General features: G+C 45.4%; 22 protein-coding genes, 5 tRNA genes and 1 riboswitch. Of the genes, 17 read left to right on the top strand and 10 right to left on the bottom strand.

The window, feature by feature from the left end:
- Nucleotides 1-12 precede the first annotated feature (12 nt).
- A riboswitch (TPP riboswitch) is annotated at nucleotides 13-145 on the bottom strand.
- A gap of 107 nt (nucleotides 146-252) precedes the next feature.
- Nucleotides 253-1,284: a hypothetical protein gene (locus tag KUG37_RS00530; protein ID WP_216936764.1), complete on the bottom strand. Its 1,032-nt coding sequence runs from the start codon at nucleotides 1,282-1,284 to the stop codon at nucleotides 253-255.
- 291 nt (nucleotides 1,285-1,575) lie between these two features.
- Between KUG37_RS00530 and KUG37_RS00525 the strand changes: the two genes are divergently transcribed.
- Both KUG37_RS00525 and phoU read left to right on the top strand, forming a co-directional pair.
- Entirely contained in the window at nucleotides 1,576-2,922 is a 1,347-nt protein-coding gene (locus tag KUG37_RS00525; protein ID WP_216936765.1) for a TolC family outer membrane protein, read from the top strand.
- Between the two features lie 90 nt (nucleotides 2,923-3,012).
- Nucleotides 3,013-3,732 carry a phosphate signaling complex protein PhoU gene (gene phoU, locus KUG37_RS00520; RefSeq protein ID WP_216936766.1) on the top strand — a complete coding sequence of 240 codons (720 nt, stop codon included), beginning with the start codon at nucleotides 3,013-3,015 and terminating at the stop codon, nucleotides 3,730-3,732.
- A 60-nt stretch (nucleotides 3,733-3,792) separates the two neighbouring features.
- Here the strand turns inward: phoU and KUG37_RS00515 are convergent, their stop codons facing one another.
- Nucleotides 3,793-5,595, bottom strand: coding sequence for an ABC transporter ATP-binding protein (locus KUG37_RS00515; RefSeq protein WP_216936767.1), 1,803 nt, complete (start codon nucleotides 5,593-5,595; stop codon nucleotides 3,793-3,795).
- Between the two features lie 150 nt (nucleotides 5,596-5,745).
- Here KUG37_RS00515 and KUG37_RS00510 point away from each other — a divergent pair, with 150 nt between their 5' ends.
- Nucleotides 5,746-6,366, top strand: a complete 621-nt coding sequence (locus KUG37_RS00510) for an alpha-ketoglutarate-dependent dioxygenase AlkB (protein WP_216936768.1) — start codon at nucleotides 5,746-5,748, stop codon at nucleotides 6,364-6,366.
- Nucleotides 6,367-6,433: 67 nt separating this feature from the next.
- On the opposite strand, the gene ruvX is transcribed toward KUG37_RS00510, so the two are convergent.
- From ruvX to recN, 3 genes are all read right to left on the bottom strand, one after another.
- Nucleotides 6,434-6,877, bottom strand: a complete 444-nt coding sequence (gene ruvX / locus KUG37_RS00505; RefSeq protein ID WP_216936769.1) for a Holliday junction resolvase RuvX — start codon at nucleotides 6,875-6,877, stop codon at nucleotides 6,434-6,436.
- Complete coding sequence (locus KUG37_RS00500) at nucleotides 6,870-7,424, bottom strand: YqgE/AlgH family protein (RefSeq protein ID WP_216936770.1); 555 nt, start codon at nucleotides 7,422-7,424, stop codon at nucleotides 6,870-6,872. Before KUG37_RS00500 ends, ruvX begins: the two co-directional genes overlap by 8 nt.
- Nucleotides 7,425-7,538: 114 nt before the next feature.
- On the bottom strand, nucleotides 7,539-9,200 hold the full coding sequence (gene recN / locus KUG37_RS00495) for a DNA repair protein RecN (RefSeq protein WP_216940069.1): 1,662 nt from the start codon (nucleotides 9,198-9,200) through the stop codon (nucleotides 7,539-7,541).
- A 442-nt stretch (nucleotides 9,201-9,642) separates the two neighbouring features.
- Here recN and KUG37_RS00490 point away from each other — a divergent pair, with 442 nt between their 5' ends.
- From KUG37_RS00490 to KUG37_RS00480, 3 genes are all read left to right on the top strand, one after another.
- Nucleotides 9,643-9,966, top strand: a complete 324-nt coding sequence (locus tag KUG37_RS00490) for a pyrimidine/purine nucleoside phosphorylase (protein ID WP_100357769.1) — start codon at nucleotides 9,643-9,645, stop codon at nucleotides 9,964-9,966.
- A 137-nt stretch (nucleotides 9,967-10,103) separates the two neighbouring features.
- Nucleotides 10,104-10,853, top strand: a complete 750-nt coding sequence (gene rlmB / locus KUG37_RS00485; RefSeq protein WP_216936772.1) for a 23S rRNA (guanosine(2251)-2'-O)-methyltransferase RlmB — start codon at nucleotides 10,104-10,106, stop codon at nucleotides 10,851-10,853.
- A 3-nt stretch (nucleotides 10,854-10,856) separates the two neighbouring features.
- Complete coding sequence (locus KUG37_RS00480) at nucleotides 10,857-11,786, top strand: DMT family transporter (protein ID WP_216936773.1); 930 nt, start codon at nucleotides 10,857-10,859, stop codon at nucleotides 11,784-11,786.
- 17 nt (nucleotides 11,787-11,803) lie between these two features.
- Here KUG37_RS00480 and coaE read toward each other — a convergent pair whose 3' ends face one another.
- From coaE to pilB, 4 genes are read right to left on the bottom strand one after another with little or no spacing between them, the layout of a single operon-like run.
- Nucleotides 11,804-12,403, bottom strand: coding sequence for a dephospho-CoA kinase (gene coaE / locus KUG37_RS00475; RefSeq protein ID WP_216936774.1), 600 nt, complete (start codon nucleotides 12,401-12,403; stop codon nucleotides 11,804-11,806).
- A gap of 1 nt (nucleotide 12,404) precedes the next feature.
- Nucleotides 12,405-13,265, bottom strand: a complete 861-nt coding sequence (locus KUG37_RS14800; protein WP_216936775.1) for an A24 family peptidase — start codon at nucleotides 13,263-13,265, stop codon at nucleotides 12,405-12,407.
- Nucleotides 13,265-14,494, bottom strand: coding sequence for a type II secretion system F family protein (locus KUG37_RS00465; protein ID WP_216936776.1), 1,230 nt, complete (start codon nucleotides 14,492-14,494; stop codon nucleotides 13,265-13,267). The genes KUG37_RS14800 and KUG37_RS00465 overlap by 1 nt, the downstream gene beginning before the upstream one ends.
- 32 nt (nucleotides 14,495-14,526) lie before the next feature.
- Nucleotides 14,527-16,236 (bottom strand): type IV-A pilus assembly ATPase PilB, encoded by a 1,710-nt coding sequence (gene pilB, locus KUG37_RS00460; RefSeq protein WP_216936777.1) that lies wholly within the window; start codon nucleotides 16,234-16,236, stop codon nucleotides 14,527-14,529.
- A 277-nt stretch (nucleotides 16,237-16,513) separates the two neighbouring features.
- Here pilB and tpiA point away from each other — a divergent pair, with 277 nt between their 5' ends.
- From tpiA to KUG37_RS00405, 11 genes are all read left to right on the top strand, one after another.
- A complete protein-coding gene (tpiA, locus tag KUG37_RS00455; protein WP_216936778.1) occupies nucleotides 16,514-17,305 on the top strand; it encodes a triose-phosphate isomerase in 792 nt (263 codons plus the stop codon).
- Between the two features lie 13 nt (nucleotides 17,306-17,318).
- The gene (gene secG / locus KUG37_RS00450) at nucleotides 17,319-17,648 is read left to right on the top strand and encodes a preprotein translocase subunit SecG (RefSeq protein WP_216936779.1); all 330 of its coding nucleotides are present in this window, start codon (nucleotides 17,319-17,321) and stop codon (nucleotides 17,646-17,648) included.
- A 53-nt stretch (nucleotides 17,649-17,701) separates the two neighbouring features.
- Nucleotides 17,702-17,786: transfer RNA gene (locus KUG37_RS00445), tRNA-Leu, on the top strand.
- Nucleotides 17,787-17,840: 54 nt separating this feature from the next.
- Nucleotides 17,841-17,917, top strand: a tRNA-Met gene (locus KUG37_RS00440).
- A 79-nt stretch (nucleotides 17,918-17,996) separates the two neighbouring features.
- A tRNA-Met gene (locus tag KUG37_RS00435) sits at nucleotides 17,997-18,073 on the top strand.
- 66 nt (nucleotides 18,074-18,139) lie between these two features.
- Nucleotides 18,140-18,216 (top strand) — tRNA-Met (locus KUG37_RS00430).
- Nucleotides 18,217-18,304: 88 nt separating this feature from the next.
- Nucleotides 18,305-18,381 (top strand) — tRNA-Met (locus KUG37_RS00425).
- Between the two features lie 224 nt (nucleotides 18,382-18,605).
- Nucleotides 18,606-19,136 carry a ribosome maturation factor RimP gene (gene rimP / locus KUG37_RS00420; RefSeq protein ID WP_216936667.1) on the top strand — a complete coding sequence of 177 codons (531 nt, stop codon included), beginning with the start codon at nucleotides 18,606-18,608 and terminating at the stop codon, nucleotides 19,134-19,136.
- A 35-nt stretch (nucleotides 19,137-19,171) separates the two neighbouring features.
- Nucleotides 19,172-20,656 carry a transcription termination factor NusA gene (nusA, locus tag KUG37_RS00415; RefSeq protein WP_216936668.1) on the top strand — a complete coding sequence of 495 codons (1,485 nt, stop codon included), beginning with the start codon at nucleotides 19,172-19,174 and terminating at the stop codon, nucleotides 20,654-20,656.
- Between the two features lie 10 nt (nucleotides 20,657-20,666).
- Nucleotides 20,667-23,375 carry a translation initiation factor IF-2 gene (infB, locus tag KUG37_RS00410; RefSeq protein WP_216936669.1) on the top strand — a complete coding sequence of 903 codons (2,709 nt, stop codon included), beginning with the start codon at nucleotides 20,667-20,669 and terminating at the stop codon, nucleotides 23,373-23,375.
- Nucleotides 23,375-23,779: a ribosome-binding factor A gene (locus tag KUG37_RS00405; RefSeq protein ID WP_064102366.1), complete on the top strand. Its 405-nt coding sequence runs from the start codon at nucleotides 23,375-23,377 to the stop codon at nucleotides 23,777-23,779. Before infB ends, KUG37_RS00405 begins: the two co-directional genes overlap by 1 nt.
- 102 nt (nucleotides 23,780-23,881) lie before the next feature.
- On the opposite strand, the gene KUG37_RS00400 is transcribed toward KUG37_RS00405, so the two are convergent.
- A complete protein-coding gene (locus tag KUG37_RS00400) occupies nucleotides 23,882-24,286 on the bottom strand; it encodes a Na+/H+ antiporter subunit G (protein WP_064094625.1) in 405 nt (134 codons plus the stop codon).

Genomic DNA, 24,286 nt, shown 5'->3' with positions numbered 1-24,286 from the left:
AGTAGGGGCTGGGTTTTTAGCTGGCTTGATTCCTACGCAGGTATTAACCTGATCAGGTTCAACGGTACTCATGCTCAATTCCAGATAAAGATAAAAGGAATCACATGATCTCAGCGAGGGATTACTCGCGCTCCGTCAAGCGAGGCTAAAGCTTAGCTCAGTTTAGGCAGAATAAACAGATCTAAATCTCTCACATTAAGTCAGGAGCGACTTAGGCATGCTCTTATGAATTGCGAGCAAAATGGCGCTGGATTAGATACAGATCGCATCCTTAAAGCAGTCTTTATCATATTTTTGTGAGGGCGGACTGATCTGGGCATAGAACAGAATCTGTTCTGCTTCGGAACGGCTTCTATAATCGGCAGGCAAGGCTTGCTGGCGCTGCTGCGGGTCCATGTCCAGAAATTCCAGAAACAGGCGTGCCTGTGTAGACAGCGTTGATTTCTGACCGCTCGACAGACCGATAATGGTTTCCAGATGACTGGTATTGACGGCATAACGGTCACGATAATCTTCAGACACTGGCGATTGCTTGGTACCTCTAAACAGGAAGTAGGTATATTGCTTCAGCAGGTATTGGGCATCACGCTTGTAGCTACTATTCGGATAGGTCTTGAGATAGTCTTCCCAAAGCAGACTACGTGCTGCAATTTCTGCTGCATCAATCTGCAAACGTTGCTCAATCAGCACCGGCTCCATATTTTGCTGAGCCAAACTGATAATAAAGGTTTGTTCTGCAGGCGGTAAGTAAGGCGCAAAAATACGAGCCAGATAGTCTGGACTGCGGCGATAATGCAGTGCCTGTTCCCCCAGATCCAGAAGCTCTACATAAGCTTGGCCTTTGTGCTTTAACAGATACTGGTCACGTGAGGTGAGCTGTTGAAAATGAGCATGCTGAATGGTCGGATGCTGTGCCATCTCCAGTGCATACTGCTCAAAGGCACGTTGCTGGAACTCGGTACGATCCACCGTTAAAAAGCGTTGATACATGTCGGTAGAACGCAGCATCAGGTGCTTCTGCTCCGCCATCTCCATCAGCGGCAGGCAGACTTTAAGATCCTGATTAACCTGTTCCAGCGCAAAAGTCGTGCGCTGGTCATTAATCTGGGACATGTTTTTTTCAATATTCTGGCACATGAGGCTAAAGTCATTGGCTGGACTTTGCTTTTGATTCGCCTCAGTCGGTTCGATCTGGATCTGTGGTTCAGAGGGCGGTTGGCAGCCCCCTAGAAACAGCATGCTACCAGCAACCAAACAGGCTTTGAATATCGACGGGAATGGCATTAACACTATGCTTCAGGACTCTGTATATAGGTGAATTCAGAAAATAACGGCCTTGCTGGAGGATATTGTATAGATCAAATTAAAATACTATGTTTAGTATTGTGAATTGCTTTGTTACATTGCCGGCAGGGGAGCTAGAAAATTAAAGGAATGATGGATAAAAATTGATTTTTATATTAAAAAATTAATAAAAATCATACGTAAAAATTCAAGAGATATCTTTAGTATGGCTTAGCTTAAAGCGCCAGTAATTTTTTGATCTGAATAGCTGTTAGGGGTAAACACTATAAAATGAAACTAAAATTCAGTGTCATGCTCTGTTTATTGGCGAGCAGTCCGGCTATTTTTGCCCTGGATTTGCAAGAAGCCTATGCACGTGCCCAGCAGAATGATCCGAACTGGCAGGCGAATGTGTTGCAGTATGAGGCAGATCAGCTCAATCTGGGAATTGCCAGCGGGAATTTACTGCCTACGATTACACTGTCAGGAAATGTGACCCGTAAAAACCAGTCTACTGATACACCTGCCGATCCACAATTTTCCAGCTTGGTGACCTCCAGTACCACCACTCGTCAGCTGGCTCTAACAGCACGCCAGCCTTTATTCCGCTGGGATGCCTGGCAAGGCTATAAACAGGTCAAAACCTCGGTCGAACTGAGTGAATTAAATTTACAGCTGCAAAAACAGCAGCATATTTTGCAGGTGGCTGAAGCCTACTTTAATGTCTTGCGTCAGCAGTCTTTGACTACAGCCTATTTGCAGGAAGAACAGGCTTTATCCGAGCAGCTACGAATGATGAATGCCAAACTGAAAGAAGGTCTGGTCGCACGCAGTGATGTGAGTGAGGCCAATGCCCAGTATCAAAGTGCTCAGGCCAACCGGATTTCAACCCAGGTTCAGCTGGTTCTAGCCCAGGAACAGCTGGCTCAGCTGATTGGGCCTTATCGGGAAAATCTGGCAGTACTCCGCGATGACTTTAAGTTCCAGAAGCCGATTCCGAACGATATGCAGTCCTGGCTAGATCTGGCACAAAACCAGAATCTGGAAATTCTGCAGGCACGTCTGCAAAAGCGATATTCTGAAGATGCCAAACGGGTTGAGCAGGCCGCGCTCTATCCTCAGGTCGAAGCCGTGGGCACCTATGGCTATCTCAAACAGACACCGGAAACGATTATGTCCAGCAATGGCGATTTTGACCAGATCGGCGTTGAAGTGAACTGGAATTTATATACAGGTGGCCGCACCCAAAAAAGTATTCGTCAGGCTGGCGTGAATGTAAAAAGAAGTGAAGCTCAGCTGGATGCCGCGATCCGTAAAGCCAGTACTGATGTAAAGCAGTCCTTTATGCAGGTAGAAACCGATCAGGCTAAACTGAATGCGCGTAAAGCTGCGATGGAGTCTTCGGAAGTTGTCTCGCAAGCGTCCAGAGCACAATATCAGGAAGGCTTAAAGACCATGGTCGATGTGTTGCTGGCCCAGCGTAATGCCTTTTCTGCCAAGACCGATTATCTGAATGCCAAATATGACTATCTGCTGCATGTACTGCAATTGCAGGCCTCGGTCGGACAGTTGACTGAAAAGGAACTGGCAGAACTGAATGCCTGGCTGATTGAATATGATTCGTCTCAGCCTCTATGATGCGGCTATTGTCATCAAACTTTCATCATAGATATGCTTTAATATGATTTATTAATGATCATTGCCCATATTGTTCAGGAGTAGCTTTCCTTGTGTCCAAATAATCATGTATTAAGTCATCACATTTCTTCACAATTTAATGAAGAATTGCAGGACGTCAATACCAAATTCATGACGATGGGCGGACTGGTGGAGCAGCAGGTGGCCAAGGCCATTCATGCCTTATTGGACACAGATGTCTCAATGGCGATAGATGTACAGTTTCAGGACAATGTCGTCAATCAGATGGAGCGAGAAATTGATGAAGCGCTGACCCTGATTCTGGCGCGCCGTCATCCTGCTGCGATTGATTTACGGATGGTGATCGCCATGTCCAAGGCCAATACGGATCTTGAACGTATTGGTGATGAAGCTTCTAAAATAGGCCGGATTGCACAAAGCCTGTGTGAAGAAGGTAGCTCGCCGCGCGGTTATATGGAAACACGGCATATCGGCAATCAGGTTCGAGTGATGATTCATGATGCGCTGGATGCTTTTGCGCGTCTGGATGTAGATCAGGCCTTGAAGGTGATGCTGGCCGATGCGGATATCGACCGTGAATACCAGTCAGCAACACGTACCCTCATGACCTATATGATTGAAGATCCGCGGCATATTAGCCGTGTCATCAATGTCTTGTGGGTATTGCGTTCGCTAGAACGAATTGGCGATCATGCCCGGAATATTTCAGAACAGGTGATCTATATCGTCAAGGGTTTTGATGTGCGTCATACCAGCGTCGAAGAAATTGAACAAAGAGTTCAGCGTTAAGTGAGCTGAATTCAAATAAAAAACCTCCGGCTCGGAGGTTTTTTATTTGACAGAAGAAACCTAACTATGGGTTTCTTCTTCAGCATCATCTTCAAAAGTTTTGGCAATTTTTTCAATATTCAGACTTTTGGCCATTGCATCAAAGATTTCTTTATACACACCTTGCTGATGATAAAGCTGATCGTGCTCACCATGTTCGGCAATCATTCCTTCTTTCATCACATAGGTATAATCCGCATCAATAATCTGTGACAGGCTATGTGAAATGATGATTACGGTACGGCCTTGCTTGATCTGGTCCAGACTCTGTTTGATCTGCTCGGTAGCAATCGCATCCAGGCTCGCCGTCGGTTCATCCAGAAAAATAATTGGCGGGTTTTTCAGGAACATTCGTGCCAAGGCGATACGTTGCTGCTGGCCACCAGACAGCATTAATGCATCGCTATCATAGCCATCCGGTAACTGTAAAATCTGCTCATGAATCGAGGCTTTTTGTGCCGCTTCAATTACATCTTCCATCGAAGCTGTGGTTTTACCATAGCGGATATTGTCAAAGATCGTACCCTGAAAAATATGATTTTTCTGCAAGACCAGCCCAATATGATCACGCAGATACTGGGTATCATAGTCTTTCAGATCAATGCCATCCAGTTTGATCTGGCCTTGCTGTGGTTCATAAAATTTATCCAGCAGGCTGATCAGGGTGGATTTTCCTGCACCCGATAAGCCCACCAGCGCTGTAATCTTGTTGGGGCGAATTTCCATATCAATATCTTTCAAGGCATGATGGCCATTCGGATAATAAAAATTCACGCCCTTAAGTTCAAATTTACCTTGAACCGGCGGTTTTTGCTGCCCGCTTTGTTCAATTTCATCATCGGCTTCCAGAATTTGAAAGAAGCTTTCCGAGTAGATCATGGCATCATTTACTTCATCATAAATCCGGTGCAGGGAGCGAATCGGAGCGGAGACATTATTAAATAGCAGTACATGAAACATGATCATGCCGATACTCATCTGGCCATCCAGCACAAAGTAGGAAGTCAAAATAATGATCAGCACCACCCCGATCTGTTCCACGAAAGTTTTCAGACCATCAAACAGGAAACTGGTCTGACGGGTTTTCATCTGGTTATCAGTCAGTTCGCGTTGCAATCCTAATTGCTTTTCCGATTCAATCGATTCCCGGTTAAAGGACTTGATCACGGTAATCGAATTAATAATGCTGAGAATGCCCTGACTCTTTTTCTCGCGGCCATCTCTTAGACTACGGCGCCAGCCTCCCAGTTTTTGTGCCTGTTTGTAGGTCAGCCAGAAATAGATTGGAACAATGGCAGTGGCCACCAGACCGACATAAATATTGGCATAGTACATCAGTCCAAGGGCTACAATCGCGCTGGTAAATAACGGTAAAATATCAATAAAGAAGATTTGTACCAGACGGGTGAGCGAACCGATGCCACGATCTATACGGGTCTGTAATTTTCCGGCCTGATTGTTTTCCTGATTAAAAAATTCCAGACGATACTTTAAGAACTTTTCAATAATCCCTTGAGCCAAATCCTGAGAGACAAAAATCCGTAGCTTTTCTCCGTAGAACTTTTGCCCGAACTGAACAAAGGCGTTAATAATTTCCTTACCCAGCAAGATCACTGAAATCGTCATCAGAATATGCCAGCCTTGCTCCAGTCCCTGACCTTTTTCTAGCAGGGAATTGATGCTATCGACAGCGTATTGCAAGGTAAGGGCATTGACCTGTGCGGTAAAGGAGCCGATCAGGGTCAAAATCAGCGTGGCAATGACCAGCACCCGATAAGGCTGAACAAAAGGGCGAAGTTTCTGAAACAGCTGCCATAAGTTCATAAAGTATTATTTTTATTGTGAAAGTTAAATTCAGTTTAGGTAGGAATAGTGCAAGCTACAAGAGCAAACGTTGTAGTCATTTGTGAAATCCGGTTGTAATTATCCGGAGTGAATGTCAGTATTTTTAGTAAGATACCGGGTCTAATTGAGATGACTTTAGATTTATTTAAGCCACAACCTGATGCGAATGTATTACCTTTCGATGGGGTGGTGGAGGACTATGGCCTGATTCTGGATCAGGCGCAAAGCCAACAGTATCTGCAATATTTTCTTAGCCAGTTGGCTTGGCAACATGATGAAGTGCGGTTGTTTGGCAAGCACTATGTCACCGCACGCAAGGTGGTCTGGTATGGCGATGAGCATTATCAGTATCGTTATTCTGGGACGCTCAAGCAAGCTCAGGTGTGGACCCCCGGATTATTTCGTTTAAAGCAACATATTGAAATTCTGGTGGGGCACCCATTTAATTCCTGTCTGGCCAATTTATATGAAGATGGTTCGCAAGGTCTGGGCTGGCATAGTGATGATGAGCCTGCTTTATATACAGGAACCTCTCGGGAAAATGTCATTGCTTCTCTCAGTCTGGGCGCGACCCGTAAAATGAGTTTTAAGCATAAAATTCACAATGATAAAGTCGATTTACTGTTACAGAGTGGGCAACTGATTGTGATGCGCGGCCAGACCCAGCAGCACTGGAAGCACAATATCGGTAAAACCAGCAAAGTATTGACACCAAGAATCAACCTGACCTTTCGTTATTTTTATCCTTAAAAAACATTTATCCCCCCATAAAAAAAAGCACCCAAAAGGATGCTGATTCTAAAATTTTACAAGCAGATTAAGGCGTAATTCCGGCAGGATGACGATACCAGCTTTCGATCAATAGGGCAGCCGCAATACTATCCGCAGACAACTTTTTACCACGACCTTGAGCCTGGTAACGATCCAGTTCATCTCGTGCTTCACGGGTAGTCAGACGCTCATCCACCATCAAGGTTTCAATATTGGTCTGGTGACGTAAACGGCGTGCAAATTTACGTGCGCGTGTCGAAAGCTCCGATTCACTGTCATCCATATTTAGCGGCAAACCGACCAGAAATAAATTCGGTTGATGGTTTTTCACTATTTTAAGCAGTTCATTCCAGTTGGGAATGCCATCTTTCATTGGAAATAAAGGCAGGGGACTGGCACTTGCAATCAGGGATTGTCCGACCGATATTCCCATTTTTTGTGTACCAAAATCAAACGCCATAATGGTTTGTGGCGTGTTTACATCAGGCATGTCCAATCTCGGAAGATAACCAGTTGCGGTCTACACCCATCTTTTTATAGGCAGCATCCCAACGGTCGTCATAAGGTAAATTAAAAATCAGATCCATATCAGAATCACAAATCAGCCAGTCACCGCGGGCAATTTCCTCTTCCAGCTGGTGTTTGCCCCAGCTGGCATAGCCCAGTGCAATCTGATAGCGACCAACGCCTTCATTATGCGCAATGGCATCCAGAATATCTTTCGATGTGGTAATACAGACATTCTCGCCTACGGCAATAGACGAATGCCAGGTCGGCTGACCGGTATGCAGGACAAAGCCGGCCTCAGGGCGTAATGGACCACCTTGCAATACTTCATGCGGATTGACATTGTCTGCTTCAATATCAAGATCATTCAGCAATTCTTTAATTTGAATGCCGGTAGGTCGATTGATAATGATGCCTTGCGCCCCATCTTCATCATGCCGCGCGAGATAAATGACCGTCTGGGCAAAAAAATCATCATGCGCATGCGGTGGTGCAATCAGACAACGATGTGTCAGAAACTGTTTGGTCACCTGAGCAGTTCTCCTTAAAATTAATTTCTTCGCAGAGAAATCCTATGATCCTGATTGCTACGTTACTAGAGCTTCTCGGATTCACCAAATTTTATTTGTCCAGATTGTAAATATTCAAGTCTGCTGAAATTTAAGCTGGCGTAACTGGCGGGCATGCTGCAAAGTCGTTTCACTAATCTCCACACCACCTGTCATTCTGGCTAGTTCTTGAATAATTTCGTTTTCTTTGAGGTTGATAATCGTGCTGCTGGCAGGATCAGTCTGCTGTTTTTTCACCAGCAGATGCTGATCGGACTGTGCTGCTACCTGTGCCTGATGGGTAATACACAGAATCTGTACATGTTGGGCCAGATCGGCCAGTAAACGCCCGACAATTTCTGCGGTACCGCCACTGATTCCGACATCAATTTCGTCAAAGACCAGCACTTCGGCTTCGGTTTTTTCCGCATTCATCACCTGCATGACCAGTGCAATACGGGACAGTTCCCCACCTGATGCCACCCGAGCCAGTGGTTGTGCCGGAATACCTTTATTGGCAGTAAACAATAACTGAATAAAACTCAGGCCTTCACTCGATGGCTGTTCCAAAGGTTCAAACTTAAACTCAAAATGGGCTTCAGGCAGGGCCAGTTGTTTGACCTGTTCGGTCAGCTGCTTGGCCAAAGGTACTGCAGCTTCACGGCGAATCTGATCCAGATGTTGGGCTTTATCCAGAAATTCCTGATAGGAGACAGCCACCTGTTCGGCTAGCGTTTCCGGATCTTCCAGTTGATGAAGCTGTTCTAATTCGGTTTGCCAAGCCTCATACTCTTCTTTGAGTAATTCCGGTTGGGTACGATATTTTCGTGCCAGACGATGGAAGATTTCCAGCGTTGAATTCAGCACTTCTATGCGTTCCGGGTCAAAACTCTGACGATCCATAAACTGACGTAAATTCGATGCAGCATCTTCAAGTTCGCTTTGTGCATTCAGCAGGGAAGTATAAATCCCGGAGAGCTGCTCACTACGTCCGGCATGTGATTCGACCCGACGCATAATTGATGCCAGTTCCTGAGTAATATTCTGTTCAGCTTCGTCTAGTACATTCAGGCTATAAACACAGTCCTGCATAATGGCTTCATGATGCGAAAGCCGGTCAAATTCCTGTTCAATTTCAGGATAATCGGTCTGAACAATCTCTTCCAGTTCTTCCAGTTGCAGCTCAAGCGTTTCCAGGCGCTGCTTGCGCGTTGCTTGAGCATCCAGTGCTGCCTGATGCTGGCGGATATTTTTTTGCCAGGAGCTATAGGCATCACGTACTGCTTGCGCCGGAGCATAAAAATGATAATAACGGTCCAGCCAGTGCTTCGGATAAGGCGGTTCTAATAATTGTTGCTGACTATGTTGGCTATAGAGTTGTACCAGTAAACGGCCAATTTCTTTGAGTTCAGACAGGCTGCTCGGACGTCCATTGATCCAGGCCTTGCTGCGACCGGTGGCAAAAATCACCCGGCGTAAATGGATTTCTCCGGATTCATCATCCAGCTCATGTTCTTTTAACCAGGCTGCTTCAGGACTATGTTCCTGATAGCTGAAACTGGCGGTGACATCAGCTTTTTCTGTGCCATAACGCACATAATTGGTATCGGTTCGCTCACCCAGACAGGCAGACAAGGCATCCAGTAAGAGGGATTTACCTGCACCGGTTTCGCCGGTTAAAACGTTAAAACCTTTATCAATATCAATAGCAAGATGCTCAGCTAAAGCAAAATTGATCAGAGTTAAATGTGTCAGCATAAACGCATCCGGGCTGCGAAAAGTTTGATTGAAATAGCCGGATGTTGGATTGGGGTCACAACATGGCTGTGATTATTATAAATCAGGACGAATCAATTTCATTCTATCTTAAATTTTAGCGATTCATATATGCTTATTTCACTGTATTTTCGCAAGAAGCTGACCTGGGAGTAGATTCATTCACTGCCGATTTTCATATTTTTGACATCCGCAATCTCTAAATTAATGACCCGATTAAGCCTGATTCACAACAGTATGTGCAAATAGAAACTTTAAGCCTATATACCAGCAAAATACAGGCCAGAACAGGCTTTGTATCGCAGGGATTCAGGCGATACAGAATATTTTATCGACGCCGACAAACTTCGATTGATTAGTTGAGGGTGCACATTTAAACTACAGCAATCAAAATATTACAATATGCTTTATCTGGAGAAATCGCATGTCAGCTCAGTTTGATCATGTATCTGTACTTAAAAAATCTAATGTATATTTCGGCGGGTTGTGTATTAGCCACATTGTACAATTTGAGGATGGCACCAAAAAAACCTTGGGTGTGATCTTGCCATCAGAAAATGCCTTGACCTTTGAAACGCATGTTCCTGAACGCATGGAAATTGTGTCAGGTGAATGTCGTGTTCAGATCGGGGAGAGTGAAGAAAGTGAGCTGTTCCGTGCAGGCCAGTCCTTCTATGTGCCTGGTAATAGTCGTTTCAAAATTGAAACCGATGATGTGCTGGACTATGTCTGCCATTTTGAAGGTTAAGTCCAGATTCAAGATCAGTGCAAACCGGGCAAGAAATTTCAGTGCGAATCGGTTAAACTAATCATTCTATAGAAATCCTGTGAAGTCAGCTTTACGGGATTTTTCTTTTATATATAAATTTAATTTAGAGGTCGTTCATGGCAAAACCTGAATATTTTTATGGCGTACATTCAGTGGAGTCATTGTTAGAGCTTGAGCCTGAACGTGTCTTGACATTATTCACTCTCAAAGGACGCGATGATCAGCGTTTAAAACGTGTACTGGAACTGGCTGAACCGTTTGGCATCAGTGTGCAGCAAGCCAGCCGCGATAAACTGGAAAAGCTTGCTGGACAGCCTTTTCATCAAGGTGTGGTGGCGGCGGTACGTGCGCATCCAGTCTTGAACGAACAAGATCTGGAAGACTTGCTCAATGCAAATCCTAAAGCGCTGTTATTGGCGCTGGATCAAGTGACCGATCCGCATAATCTCGGTGCCTGTATCCGTACAGCGGCTGCGATGGGCGTGGAAGCCGTGATTGTGCCACGTGACCGTTCTGCCAGTTTGACGCCAACAGCACGTAAAGTGGCTGCCGGCGGTGCAGAAAAAGTCAAGTTCATTCAAGTGACCAATTTGGCCCGTACCTTGGGTCAAATCAAAGATGAATTTAATGTTCAGGTGGTGGGAACCATGCTGGACGAAAAAGCCATGCCGATTCAGGATTTTGATTTCACCGGTACTGGCGTCTGTATCGTGATGGGTGCGGAAGATACCGGTTTACGCCCGATTACGCAAAACCAATGTGATCAGACGGTTTATATCCCGATGGCGGGTAATCTGCAAAGTCTGAATGTCAGTGTTGCGACCGGGATGGCGCTGTATGAAGCTTGCCGTCAGCGTAACCTTTAATTGATGATGGCATGGTCTGATCGAACGCAAGGTTATGTTTTTTTACTGATCACCATGTGTATCTGGGGCGGTTTTACTTTAACTGCCCGTCTGAATGCGCTCTGGCAGATCAGTGCCTGGGATATCGTGGCTCTGCGTTTTTCTCTGGCATTTCTGATTCTGATGCCGATCTTGCTTTATCGAAAAGAGGCGGCTTTTTTACTGAAAAAAGAGCCTTTTATTTTGGCGATGATTGGCGGGGTGATTTACTGTCTGTTTGCCTATAGTGCCTTTCACTATGCACCCACAGCGCATGCCGCGATTTTCTTGAATGGCTGTATTCCGATTTGTACCGCAATCATGGCTTTTTTCCTGATGGGACAGGCTTTTGATAAGCATACTTGGGCCAGCCTGATCATTATGAGTGCGGTGCTCTGTATCATGAGTATGCTGATGTATCAGGAAACTGGAGTGGCATTCGGGGCAGGGGATGTGCTGTTTTTTATCAGTGCGATACTCTGGGCAATTTTCACGGTCTTATTGCGTAAATATCAGTTGTCTGCATGGCAGGCCATGAGCGGTGTCGCGATCTGGTCAGCAGTGGTTTATGTGCCGGTTTATCTGCTGTTTTTACCCAAAAATTTAAGTGTGCCTGAACCACAGCATTTACTCTTTCAGACCATTTTCCATGGCATATTTGTGGTGATTATTGCCACTTTAAGCTATGTAGAAGCCATCAAGCGTCTCGGTGCATTTAAGGCGGGCAGTATTACCAATCTGGCGCCATTTATTGCAGCAATTCTGGCTGTGCCTTTGTTAAATGAAACTTTAAGTCTGGCCATGGTCTGTGGCCTGATGGGAATGGCGATTGGGGCCTTACAGCCGTGGCGCTGGATACAGCATCAGGACAGTCTGACCCAGAAACTGGCAGAACAAAAAAAGCAGTCTCACTAAGACTGCTTTTTTATGCTTCAGGCAGCTGCCATGTTTAAATATTTTTCATGCAATGGGCGCAGATGGGCATAAAGATGATCCAGATGGCCATCATTCAGGACAATATCATCAGCCATGGCCTGCTTCTGTTCACGTGACATTTGTGCGGCAATGATGTTCCGGATCTGCTCAATATTCTGGCCATCACGTTGCGAGGCACGCTCAATTTGCAGTTCGATCGTGGCATCAATCAGCAAGGTATGCTGAGTGAGTTCATGTTGATTGGTTTCAAATAGCAGTGGTGAAACCAGAATGGCATAGGGACTTTGCGCAGCATGTAATTGCTGAATAATCGAAGTGCGAATCGCTGGATGAGTAATACTTTCCAGGGTCTTGCGTGCTTCAGGAGACTGAAAAATATATTCACGCAAGCCACGCCGATTCAGTGAACCATCTTCAAGCAGTACCCAATCACCAAAAGCCTGCTGAATCTGGGCGAGTACAGGTTGTCCAATCTCGACCACTTCACGTGCCACGACATCGGCATCGACTACCGTGATGCCTTGTGCCTCGAACCATTGACTGGCAGCAGACTTGCCACTGCCAATGCCACCGGTTAACCCGAGTACAAATTTCAATTTACTGACCTAAATACACTTTCATAATTTGTTCACCCCACAGAAAAGCAATCCAGCCTGCAATCGCAATATAGGGACCAAAGGCAAAAGGCTGATTTTCTTTACGGACTTTCAGCAGGATAATCCCGATAATCGCACCCACTAAAGAAGAAAGGAGCACAATTAAGGGTAATAGCAAAGGTCCCATCCAGGCACCCAAGGCGGCAAGCAGTTTAAAATCTCCATAGCCCATGCCTTCCTTACCGGTGACGATTTTAAATACATAATACACTACCCACAGACACAGGAAGCCAATGATATAGCCCCAGATGGCAGAACTCGGTGAGGTATAAAGTGCATAACTATTTACGCCCAGACCCAGCGCGGCTAGGGGCAGGGTGTAACGGTCAGGCAATAACTGGGTGTCAAAATCTATAAAGGTTAGCGCAATGAGCACATAGGTCAGGATCAGGCCAAACAGCATTTGCAGTGTCGGGCCAAATACTGCGACAACCATTAATGCACAGACAGCTGTCAGAATTTCAACGAATGGGTAGCGTATACTGATGGGATTCTGGCAGTTGCCGCACTTGCCGCGCAGGACCAGCCAGCTGATGACGGGAATATTCTGGTACCAGCGGATCGGTTGATGACATTTGGGACAAGTCGAAGCGGGTTTACTTAAACTTAATTTAGTTTCATCAATAATTGGCTGTTCCGGATGCAAGAACATTTGGCAATCGGTACGCCATTCCTGTTCCATCATCTTTGGAGTGCGGTAAATCACTACATTGAGAAAGCTACCGATACATAAACTAAAAAGCCCAACCGCGATATACAGCGCCGTTGGGTTTTGAATGAAATATTGAATAAGATCTTGCATTAAACCACAGAACCCATTTGGAAAATTGGAAGGTACATGGCAATTACCAGACCACCGACGAGCACGCCTAAAACAGCCATGATCAAGGGTTCCATCATCGAGGTTAAGCCGTCTACCGCATTGTCGACTTCGTTTTCATAATGCGTGGCAACTTTATCCAGCATGGCATCTAGCGCACCTGATTCTTCACCAATCGCCACCATTTGTATGGCCATGGAAGGAAACTTGTTGGTCACGCGCATGGCAAATTGTAATTGCTGACCGGTCGCGACATCTTCACGGATTTTCATCACGGCGTCTTCATAGACTACGTTGTTGGTCGCACCGGCAGTGGATTCTAGTGCATCAATCAAGGGTACACCGGCTGCAAAAGTGGTGGCCAAAGTGCGGCTATAACGGGCAATAATTGCTTTATACACCAGATCACCGAAAATCGGGGCTTTGAGTGCTGCTTTGTCCAGAAAATCGCGGAATTTTTTACTACGTTTTTTGGCCTCAAGAAAAGCGGTAATGATGGCCCCAATGGCAATAATCAGCAGGAACCAATATTTTTGCATCCATTCCGACATATTCACCACCATTTTGGTAAAAGCTGGCAGGTCTGCGCCAAATGAAGAGAATAAATCCTGGAAAACAGGGACCACTTTCACCATTAGAATAATGGTAACGATCAACGCAACCACGACCACCGCAGCCGGGTACTTCATGGCTTTCTTGATTTTTTGCTTGAGCAGTTCGCTTTTTTCTTTATAGATCGCAACTCGATCCAGCATGGTTTCTAGCGCACCGGATTGTTCACCAGATTCGACCAGCGAACAGAACAGTTTGTCGAAATACTGTGGATATTTACGCAGGGCACCGGCAAAGGTGTTGCCGCCTTCCACTTCACCTTTAATCCCCAGTACGACTTCACGCATAGAGGGATTTTCCAATCCTTCTGCAACAATTTCAAAGCCCTGTACCAGTGGCACACCGGCTTTCATCATGGTCGCCAACTGTCGGGTAAAAATGGTGATGTCCAAGGTGCTAACACGTTTTTTCATTAAGCCTTCGAGAATATTTTTTTTCTTTTCCCGAATGGTCTTGATGCTGATGCCCTGTTTTCTGAGGTTCACCTTGGCTAACGCCATGTTTTTTGCTGGCAATTCCCCCTTGATCTTTGCCCCTTTACGATCAATTCCTTCATAGCTGAAGATCGGCATCATCTGGCCTTTCTTTACTGCTGCCATACTTTTATCCTTATTTTTAGATCAGTGCACGATCATTCGCTGGTGACACGATTGACTTCCTGTAAAGAAGTCACCCCCTGCATCACCTTGATTAAACCCGATCGGCGTAAATTGTTAAACCCTGCACGTGCGGAAGCATCGGCAATTTTAAGTGCATTGCCGTCCTCCATAATAATTCTGGAAATTTCAGGTGTCACTTTCATGACTTCGTAAATACCTACACGACCCTTATAGCCTTCGCGGCATTCATTGCAACCCACCGGCTCGTAGATTTGGAGCTCTGATTGCTGTAAATCTGCTTCAGTAAAGCCCATTTCCAATAAACTCTGCTGCGGAATATCGGCAGGTTTTTTACATTGCGAACACAGGCGACGTGCCAGCCGTTGTGCAATGACCAGGTTTACCGAAGTAGCGATGTTGAACGAAGGTACACCCATGTTGCGTAGACGGGTCAGGGTCTCAGGTGCACTGTTGGTATGCAGGGTCGACATCACCATATGACCGGTTTGTGCCGCTTTAATGGCAATCTCGGCAGTTTCCAGATCCCGAATCTCACCGACCATCACAATATCCGGATCTTGACGCAGGAATGACTTTAGGGCGGCAGAGAAGGTCAGGCCGACCTTATTGTTGACATTGACCTGATTGATCCCTTGCAAGTTAATTTCGACCGGATCTTCCGCTGTGGAAATATTGATGTCTTCACGGTTGAGAATATTCAAGCCAGTATAAAGCGATACGGTTTTACCCGAACCCGTCGGACCGGTGATCAGGAGCATGCCTTGCGGTTTATCCAGCGCCTGCATAAACAGTTCTTTTTGTTCCAGTTCATAACCCAGTGCATCAATCCCCAGCATCGCGCTGGATGGGTCTAGAATACGCAATACTAGTTTCTCACCAAATAAAGTTGGCAATGAGTTGACACGGAAATCAATGGCTTTATTTTTAGAAAGTTTTAACTTAATACGACCATCTTGAGGTACCCGTTTTTCAGAAATGTCCATTTGCGACATGACTTTCAAACGTGAAGACAAACGATTTGCCAACTGTAGTGGTGGTGTTGCAATCTGGCGTAGCACCCCATCGACTCGATAACGTACCCGATAGATTTTTTCATAAGGTTCAAAGTGTAGATCCGAAGCACCCATACGAATCGCATCGATGAGTAGCTTATTGATGTATTTGACAATAGGTGCTTCTTCACTTTTATTGCCTTCATCATCTTCTTTATTCGGATCAGCAGATTCGACATCAACATCCAGATCAAAGTCTTCATCGAATTCAAAGGTGCTTTCTTCGGTAAAATTCTGCTCGATCAGTTTTTCAAGTTTATTATGTTCAACAATAATAGTTTCAATGTTGAGTTTGGTGGAAAAACGGACCGCATCAATCGCTTCAATATTGGTCGGGTTACTGATGGCAATATATAAAATACTGGAATTTTTAAAAATTGGCAGGATGCGATGCTTGGTAATCAGCTTCTCGTCAATGATATCCCGCAGGATTTGAGCAGGGTCATACACACTGATATCAAACAGCGGTTCCCCGAATTCGACTGAAATCGTTTCAGCGATGACGGTTGGAGAAAGCTTTTGCTGATTAATCAGCTCCGCCACAATATCTATTTTTTCTTGCTTGGCATGTGCCAAAGCACTGCGCATATCTTCAGCCGAGATGACGCCTTCCTCGACCAAACGACGAATAAATCCGGTAAATCTCGGCGACCCCTGTAATGCTGTCATGCTATAAATGCCTACTCATTAAATTCTTTTAATTACTATATTAAAATTATACGTTTGTTACGTAAAAATACCATAGCTAAGAGTGCTGCGACCTTCCTCATATCCAGTAAAAGCATGAACTGGTTAGAAAAAGTCCCTATTTTTTTAAGTGATAACAAAAAATAACCATTTAGGATAGTCTAAACCCAGAATGAGTGATAAGAAAACTATTCTTTTAATTTTGCAATTCCGTGTAGAATGTGCCCAATTCAAAATATGTAAATGAAATAGGTTAATTATGTCGGTTTCGACGATTACCCCTTGGGTGATAGGTAACTGGAAAATGAATCCGGTGCGTGCAGAAGCATTGAGCTTGGTGCATGGTATTAAGAATTTGCTGGAAACTGCACCGATCACCGAAGATCAATGTCATTTGGGTGTGGCTCCGATTGCCATTGCCTTAAGCCAGATTCAGGCAGAGCTATCATCCGCTTCTCGTTCTATTTATACCGTAGCACAAGATGTTTCACGTATTTCAGGAACGGGTGCCTATACCGGTGAAGTCAGTGCTGAGTTACTAGCAGATAGCCAAATCCAGTATGTACTGGTGGGTCATTCCGAGCGCCGTGAAATATTTGCAGAAAATACTGATATTTTAAATGCTAAAATCAAGAATGCCTTGAGTGCCGGTTTGACCGTGATTTACTGTGTGGGTGAAAGTCTGGAACAGCGTGAAGCTGGGCAGGCAGAAGCTGTAGTGTTGCAACAAATTTGTGATATTGCTGCTGTGGTTGAAGCCGACCAATGGAAAAATATTGTGATTGCCTATGAGCCGATCTGGGCGATTGGAACCGGTAAAACGGCTTCTCCTGAAGATGCTCAAGCCATGCATGCACAAATCCGTCAAGGTTTAAGCCAGATTACTGGTTATGGCGCGACGATGGCAATTTTATATGGTGGTAGTGTCAAGCCGGAAAATGCAGTAGAGTTAGCAGCCTGCCCAGATATCAATGGGGCATTGGTCGGTGGTGCATCACTCAATGCTGAGTCGTTCCATAAAATTGCTCACGCATTTGCAAATACACAATAATTAGGAGTTCAGCATGCAAACTTTTGTGCTGGTAGTGCATATTATCTTAGCTGTTTTGATGATTGTCTTGATTTTGGTTCAGCATGGTAAAGGTGCAGATGCTGGTGCCTCTTTCGGTGGCGGTGGTGCAGCAACAGTATTTGGAGCATCAGGTTCGGGTAATTTCATGACCCGTTTGACTGCGATTTTCACTGCGCTGTTTTTCGTGACCAGTCTGACTCTGGCGGTTTTGGCCAAGAAGCAAACGACCGATGCTTACAGTTTGAACTCGATTCAGTCTGCACCGACTGCGCCGGTACAATCGAATGAAACTTCACCAACTGCACCAGAGACGGCCGAATAGTTTTAATTAGTCCTTTCTTTTTCTCAGTGATGCGACTAGAATGCGTCACAGCTGCGGTGGTGGTGGAATTGGTAGACACGCTACCTTGAGGTGGTAGTGCTTTCGGGCGTGGGGGTTCAAGTCCCCCCTTCCGCACCAACTTATAATCCAGAAATTTAAGTTGGTGTATGCAGCTGAAAAAACTTCTGTTGATGCGGGATGGAGCAGTCTGGTAGCTCGTCGGGCTCATAACCCGAAGGTCGTTGGTTCAAATCCAGCTCCCGCTACCAATCAATCCTTTTAAAAGACGCAAACTTTCAAGAGGCAGCTTAATCGAAGATTAGGTTGAGAAATATAATTGCATGTTGATGCGGGATGGAGCAGTCTGGTAGCTCGTCGGGCTCATAACCCGAAGGTCGTTGGTTCAAATCCAGCTCCCGCTACCAATCTTTTAAAGATGCAAACTTTAAAAGCAGCTTGGAATTTTAAGCTGAAAGTTTTTTGTACGCTGATGCGGGATGGAGCAGTCTGGTAGCTCGTCGGGCTCATAACCCGAAGGTCGTTGGTTCAAATCCAGCTCCCGCTACCATTTTTTCAGCGACAGATCACAAATATGCAGAATGATGCGGTTTTGATTGAAAAGCTCTCATTTTTTGTATATAATTTTTGCACGTTGATGCGGGATGGAGCAGTCTGGTAGCTCGTCGGGCTCATAACCCGAAGGTCGTTGGTTCAAATCCAGCTCCCGCTACCAAGTTTCTAAAAAGAGGCTCACAACATGGTGGGCCTTTTTGCACAGTGGGATTTGAAAAAAGTCCTAAATTGTGCAGTAATTGGGGCGATTTACGCCCTTTTTTATTGGCTATCGTGTAGTGTCGACATTATTTGATCAAATTTTCATGTTTCACTACTACTATAGTTTGTATTGGTTTGTAGTGGTCAAATAGATCATAAAATCGCACCAGATGACGAGAGTAAATGAAGCTATCAAATAAAATTCAAGCACTTCAGGACTTGATTGCGCCGGCAGTTGAAGCCTGTAATGTAAACCTTTGGGGGATTGAGTTCCTGCCACAAGGTAAACGTTCGTTATTACGTATCTATATCGACAAACCGGTCGATGAGAGCGCTGCACCAGCAGTAAACGAAGATGGTGAAGACGAAGACGAACAGGGGCGTGGTATTGGCGTTCAGGATTGTGTGCGTGTAACGCAGCAAGTAGGCGCAATGCTTGATGTTCATGATCCAATTTCGGGTGAATATTCACTTGAGGTATCTTCGCCAGGCTGGGATCGTCCATTCTTCCAACTTGAACAGATGTCAGGTTATATCGGTCATTCCGTAGCATTGCGTTTGATTAGCGCGGTAGATAACCGCCGTAAATTCCAGGCAAAACTGGTTGCTGTCGACCTAGACAATGAAATCATTCAAGTTGAAGTGGAAAAGCAGCAGGTATTGGAGATCGACAGTCACAATATTGATAAAGCAAATTTGGTCTTCCAAGATTAATTTAATAAATAAGAATTTGAACGCATAGGTGACGTATGGCACGTGAAATTCTGACCGTCGTTGAAACGGTTAGTAACGAAAAAGGTGTACCTCGTGAAGCGATCTTTGAAGCGCTTGAGCAAGCTTTAGTTGCAGCGACAAAGAAAAAATTCTACGAGGGTACAAATTCGGAAGAAGCACGTTTGCGTGTGGAAATCGATCGTAAGACAGGTGACTATCGTACTTTCCGTCAGTGGGAAGTGGTTGCAGATGAAGATCATGAAATGCCAGCTTGTCAGGATGCGATTTCTGATGTTGACCCTGAAAAATGGTCAATTGGTGATATTCGTGAACTAGAAGTTGAATCGATTGATTTCGGTCGTATTGCGGCACAAATTGCCAAGCAAGTGATCGTACAGAAAATCCGTGAAGCAGAACGCGCACTTGTGGCAGATGCTTATGAATCTAAAGTCGGCGAGCTGATCTATGGTGAAGTGAAAAAACAAACCAAAGATGGCTTTATTATCGACTTAGGTGACAATGCCGAAGCTTATCTTGCTCGGGAAGAAATGATTCCGAAAGAGATTCTTCGTCCAAAGCAACGCGTGAGTGCAATTCTTTATAATGTGAACCGTGAAGGTCGCGGCGCGCAATTGTTATTGTCGCGTGCAAAGCCTGAAATGCTGATCGCATTGATGAAGAAAGAAATCCCTGAGATTTCTGAAGAAACCATTGAAATTAAGGCTGCGGCTCGTCAACCTGGCGTGCGTGCTAAAATTGCAGTGAAAACCAATGACCACCGTATTGACCCGGTGGGTGCTTGTATTGGTATGCGTGGTACCCGAATCCAGGCTGTACAGCAAGAGCTCAATGGTGAGCGTATTGATGTTGTGGTTTGGTCGGATGATCCTGCGCAATATATCGCAAGTGCATTGGAACCAGCAGATGTATCGAGTATTGTCATCGATGAAGATGCACGTACTGCGGATATTATCTTCGCTGCCAGCGATCAGTTGGCACGTGCGATTGGTTCACAAGGTCAGAACGTTCGTCTGGCATCAGAATTGACTGGCTACAAGCTGGACATGATGCTGGAAGAAGAATACTACGCCCGTCAACAAAACGAAGCGCAACAATATCTGGACATGTTTGTACAACGTCTGGATATCGCGGAAGATTTGGCGATGGCGTTGGTAGAAATGGGCTTCACCTCGCTTGAAGAAATTGCTTATGTCCCGGCAGAAACGTTTGATGAAATCGAACTTGATGCTGAACTGGTTGAATTATTGCAAAGCCGTGCGAAAGAAATTGCACTTGCTGATGCATTACAACAGCAAGAGAATATACAAGCGCCAAGTGAAGAACTTGTTGCAATGGAAGGCATGACAGCAGAGATCGCGCAAGCTCTAGCAGCTCGTGGTGTGGTAACCGTGGACGATTTAGCAGATCAGGCAACTGACGATATCGAAGATATTGAAGGTTTGGGTGCTGAAAAAGCGGGTCAACTCATTATGAAAGCGCGCGAATCATGGTTTAACTAGGAGGTAGTATATGACGGACAAGTCAATTAAAGAGTTAGCCCTCAGCGTGGGTCGTCCAGTTGAGAAGCTCCTAGAGCAGGTTCGTGAGGCAGGTTTACCACAGCGTAAAGCTGACGATATTATTACCACCGAACAACAAGACAGCTTGATGAGCCATGTGAAAAAATCACAAGGTTCAGAGAGCCAAGCAGGGCAAATCACGTTGAAACGTAAAACGACCAGTACGGCTAAAGTAGCCAGTACTTCAGGTAAGGCAAAAACAATTAATGTAGAAGTTCGCAAGAAGCATACATTTGTTAAGCCGGATCCAGAACAGATCAAAGCAGAAGCATTGGCGAAAGCCAAGGCTGAGCAACAGGCCAAAGCTGCGCCTGAGCAGAATACAGCGCAAGCCGCTGCTGCTGAAGCTCCAAAAGCTGGCGTAAATAATGCCAATAAAGCTCTAGAAGCGATGCGCGCTGCTGCGAAGCAAACCAGCGATAAGCAAGAAGTGTCTAAAGCTGCTGTTGTGGTGACGCGTAAGTCAAACAACAAACCGGTTGTAAAACAAACGGTGAAGCAGGTTGAAACGGCTGAACAGAAAAAACTACGTGAAGCAGAAACTGCAAAATTAAAAGCAGTGGAAGAAGCAGCACGTCGTAAATCAGCTGAAGAAGCGCAGCAACGTACGCTTGAACAAATGCGTCAAATGGCGACCAAGTACTCAGCTGAAGATACCACTGCAACCATCCGCGTTGTGGATGATTCTCCACTTGCTGCGGGCCTTGTAGGTCAAGCCTATGAAGACTCGTTTGCGAAAGAAGACCGCGAAATTAAACGTGGTACCAATACGCCAACTGCACGTGCACCGAAAAAAGGTGGCCGTCGTGGTCAGGAAGAGCAAAGTTTCAGCAAACAGCCTAAACGCGGTTTGAAAACGAGTTCTTCAAACAAACACGGCTTCGAAAAACCTGTGAAAAAACAGGTTTACGATGTTGAAATCGGTGAAACGATTGTTGTTGCTGACTTGGCTGCGAAAATGGCCGTTAAGGTTCGTGAAGTCATTAAATCACTCATGAAAATGGGTGAGCTAGTGACTCAGAACCAACCGATTGATCAAGAAATCGCTGCGCTGATTGTTGAAGAAATGGGTCATCACCCGGTACTGGTATCTGAAACTGATGTAGAAGATAACTTACTTGAACAAGCTGAAGAAGCACGTGGTGCGCAAACGACTCGTGCACCTGTTGTTACCATCATGGGTCACGTTGACCATGGTAAAACATCGCTTCTTGACCATATTCGCCGTGCCAAAGTGGCTCAAGGTGAAGCCGGTGGTATTACCCAGCATATCGGTGCTTACCATGTGAAGACCGACAAAGGCATCATTACCTTCCTCGATACTCCGGGACATGCCGCGTTTACCGCTATGCGTGCACGTGGTGCGAAAGCAACAGATATCGTGGTCTTGGTTGTTGCTGCAGATGATGGTGTGATGCCACAAACTGCAGAAGCAATTGATCATGCGCGTGCTGCAGGTACACCAATCATTGTTGCGATCAACAAGATGGATAAAGAGTCTGCTGATCCAGACCGCGTTCTGAATGAATTGACTGCTAAACAGATCGTGCCTGAACAATGGGGCGGTGATGTACCGGTTGCCATGGTTTCAGCTCACACGGGTCAAGGTATTGATGAGCTTCTGGACCTGATTCTAATTCAATCAGAAATGCTAGAGTTGAAAGCATCTGAAGAAGGTGCTGCGCAAGGTGTAGTCATTGAAGCACGTGTAGACAGCAACCGCGGTGCGGTAACGTCTATTCTGGTTCAAAACGGTACTCTGAAAGTGGGTGACCTGGTACTTGCTGGCTCGTCTTATGGTCGCGTACGTGCGATGACAGATGAAAATGGTAAACGCATTCAATCTGCAGGTCCTTCGATTCCAGTTGAAATCTTAGGTCTTCCAGAAGCGCCAATGGCGGGTGACGAAGTTCTGGTTGTGAGCGACGAGAAAAAAGCACGTGAAGTTGCCGATGCGCGTATGGATCGGGAACGTCAAAAACGTCTTGAGCGTCAATCTGCAATGCGTCTTGAAAATATCATGGCGTCTATGGGCAAGAAAGATGTGCCTATCGTCAACGTGGTACTGAAAACTGACGTACGCGGTACACTGGAAGCCTTGCATGTAGCACTTGCTGAACTTGCAACAGATGAAGTGAAAGTACGTATTATCGGTTCAGGTGTTGGTGCAATTACCGAGTCTGACGTAACACTGGCTGAATCTTCAGAAGCAGTTCTTCTTGGCTTTAACGTACGTGCGGATACCGCAGCGCGCCAAAAAGCCGATGCAGACAGTATCGACATTCGTTACTACTCAGTAATTTACCAATTGATTGATGATGTTAAAGCGGCAATGAGCGGTAAGCTTGAGCCTGAACATCGTGAAACAATTCTGGGTGTTGCTCAAGTACGTGAAGTATTCCACTCAAGTAAATTCGGTGCGGCTGCAGGCTGTATGGTACTTGAAGGCGTATTGCATCGTAACAAACCGATTCGCGTATTACGTGATGACGTGGTTGTGTTCCAGGGCGAGCTTGAATCTCTTCGTCGCTACAAAGAAGTGGTTGAAGAAGTTCGTGCCGGTATGGAATGTGGTCTTGCGGTGAAAGGCTATAAAGACATCAAACCTCTCGACAAGATCGAAGTGTATGATGTTAAATTAATTAAACGGAGTCTTTAATGGCGGGTAGTCAACGTCTGAAGCGTATGGCGGATACAGTACAACGCGAGTTGTCAGAACTGATCCGTCAGGAGCTGAAAGATCCACGCTTAGGTGGTCTGGTGACCATCTCTGCGGTGAAGGTGAGCCCAGACCTGGGATATGCGGAAGTTTATGTCACTGTGATGGGACGTGAACTTGGCGATGAGCAGAGCGAAGCGGCAAATAAAGAAACTTTGGATGTGTTAAACAAAGCATCTGGTTTCCTGCGCCACGAGCTGAGTCGTCGTATTAAAACCCGTATTACGCCTCGTCTACGTTTCCATTACGATAAGACCAATGCATATGGTAACTATATGTTTGGTCTGATCGCTGAAGCTGTGAAGGACTTACCTGAAGCTGAAGCAAAAAAAGACGATGAATAAGTCTTAGGACAATAAAAAAAAGCCACCTTGGGGTGGCTTTTTTTTATATCTTGTTCTATCAAAAATTTAGATACTAAAAGATCAATATAAAAATAGTCTAAATTAAGTTAGATCATCATCTTTATGATTCATTTTTTTCTCATAAAAAGCACGGCGACGTGAGCGTTGCCAAGGCAGCGGTCGTTCCAGAGTTTCCGGAACTTCACCACTCAAAGAGCGTAAACGCAAATGCAGTGCGGCCTGTGCCATCAGATTGGCGGACACCGGTGCGGTAATGAATGCAAACAGGGTGATGAGCACTTCAGCAAAACCGAAACGGCCATATATGGCAGAGAACAGAATTGAGGCCATCAAAAAGCTGCCCAAGCCCAAAGTGCTGGATTTGGTCGGAGCATGCAGACGCATGAACAGGTCGGGCAGGCGAACCATACCGATCCCACCGACCAACATAAAGAAAGCACCAATCAATAAAAAAATCGACACCAGTATTTCTAAAATTAAAGACAT

This window comes from Acinetobacter sp. BY419 (assembly GCF_019038395.1).
Lineage (GTDB): Bacteria > Pseudomonadota > Gammaproteobacteria > Pseudomonadales > Moraxellaceae > Acinetobacter.
The sequence above is the reverse complement of the archived record's forward strand: the minus strand, read 5'-3'. Positions and strand labels throughout refer to the sequence as shown.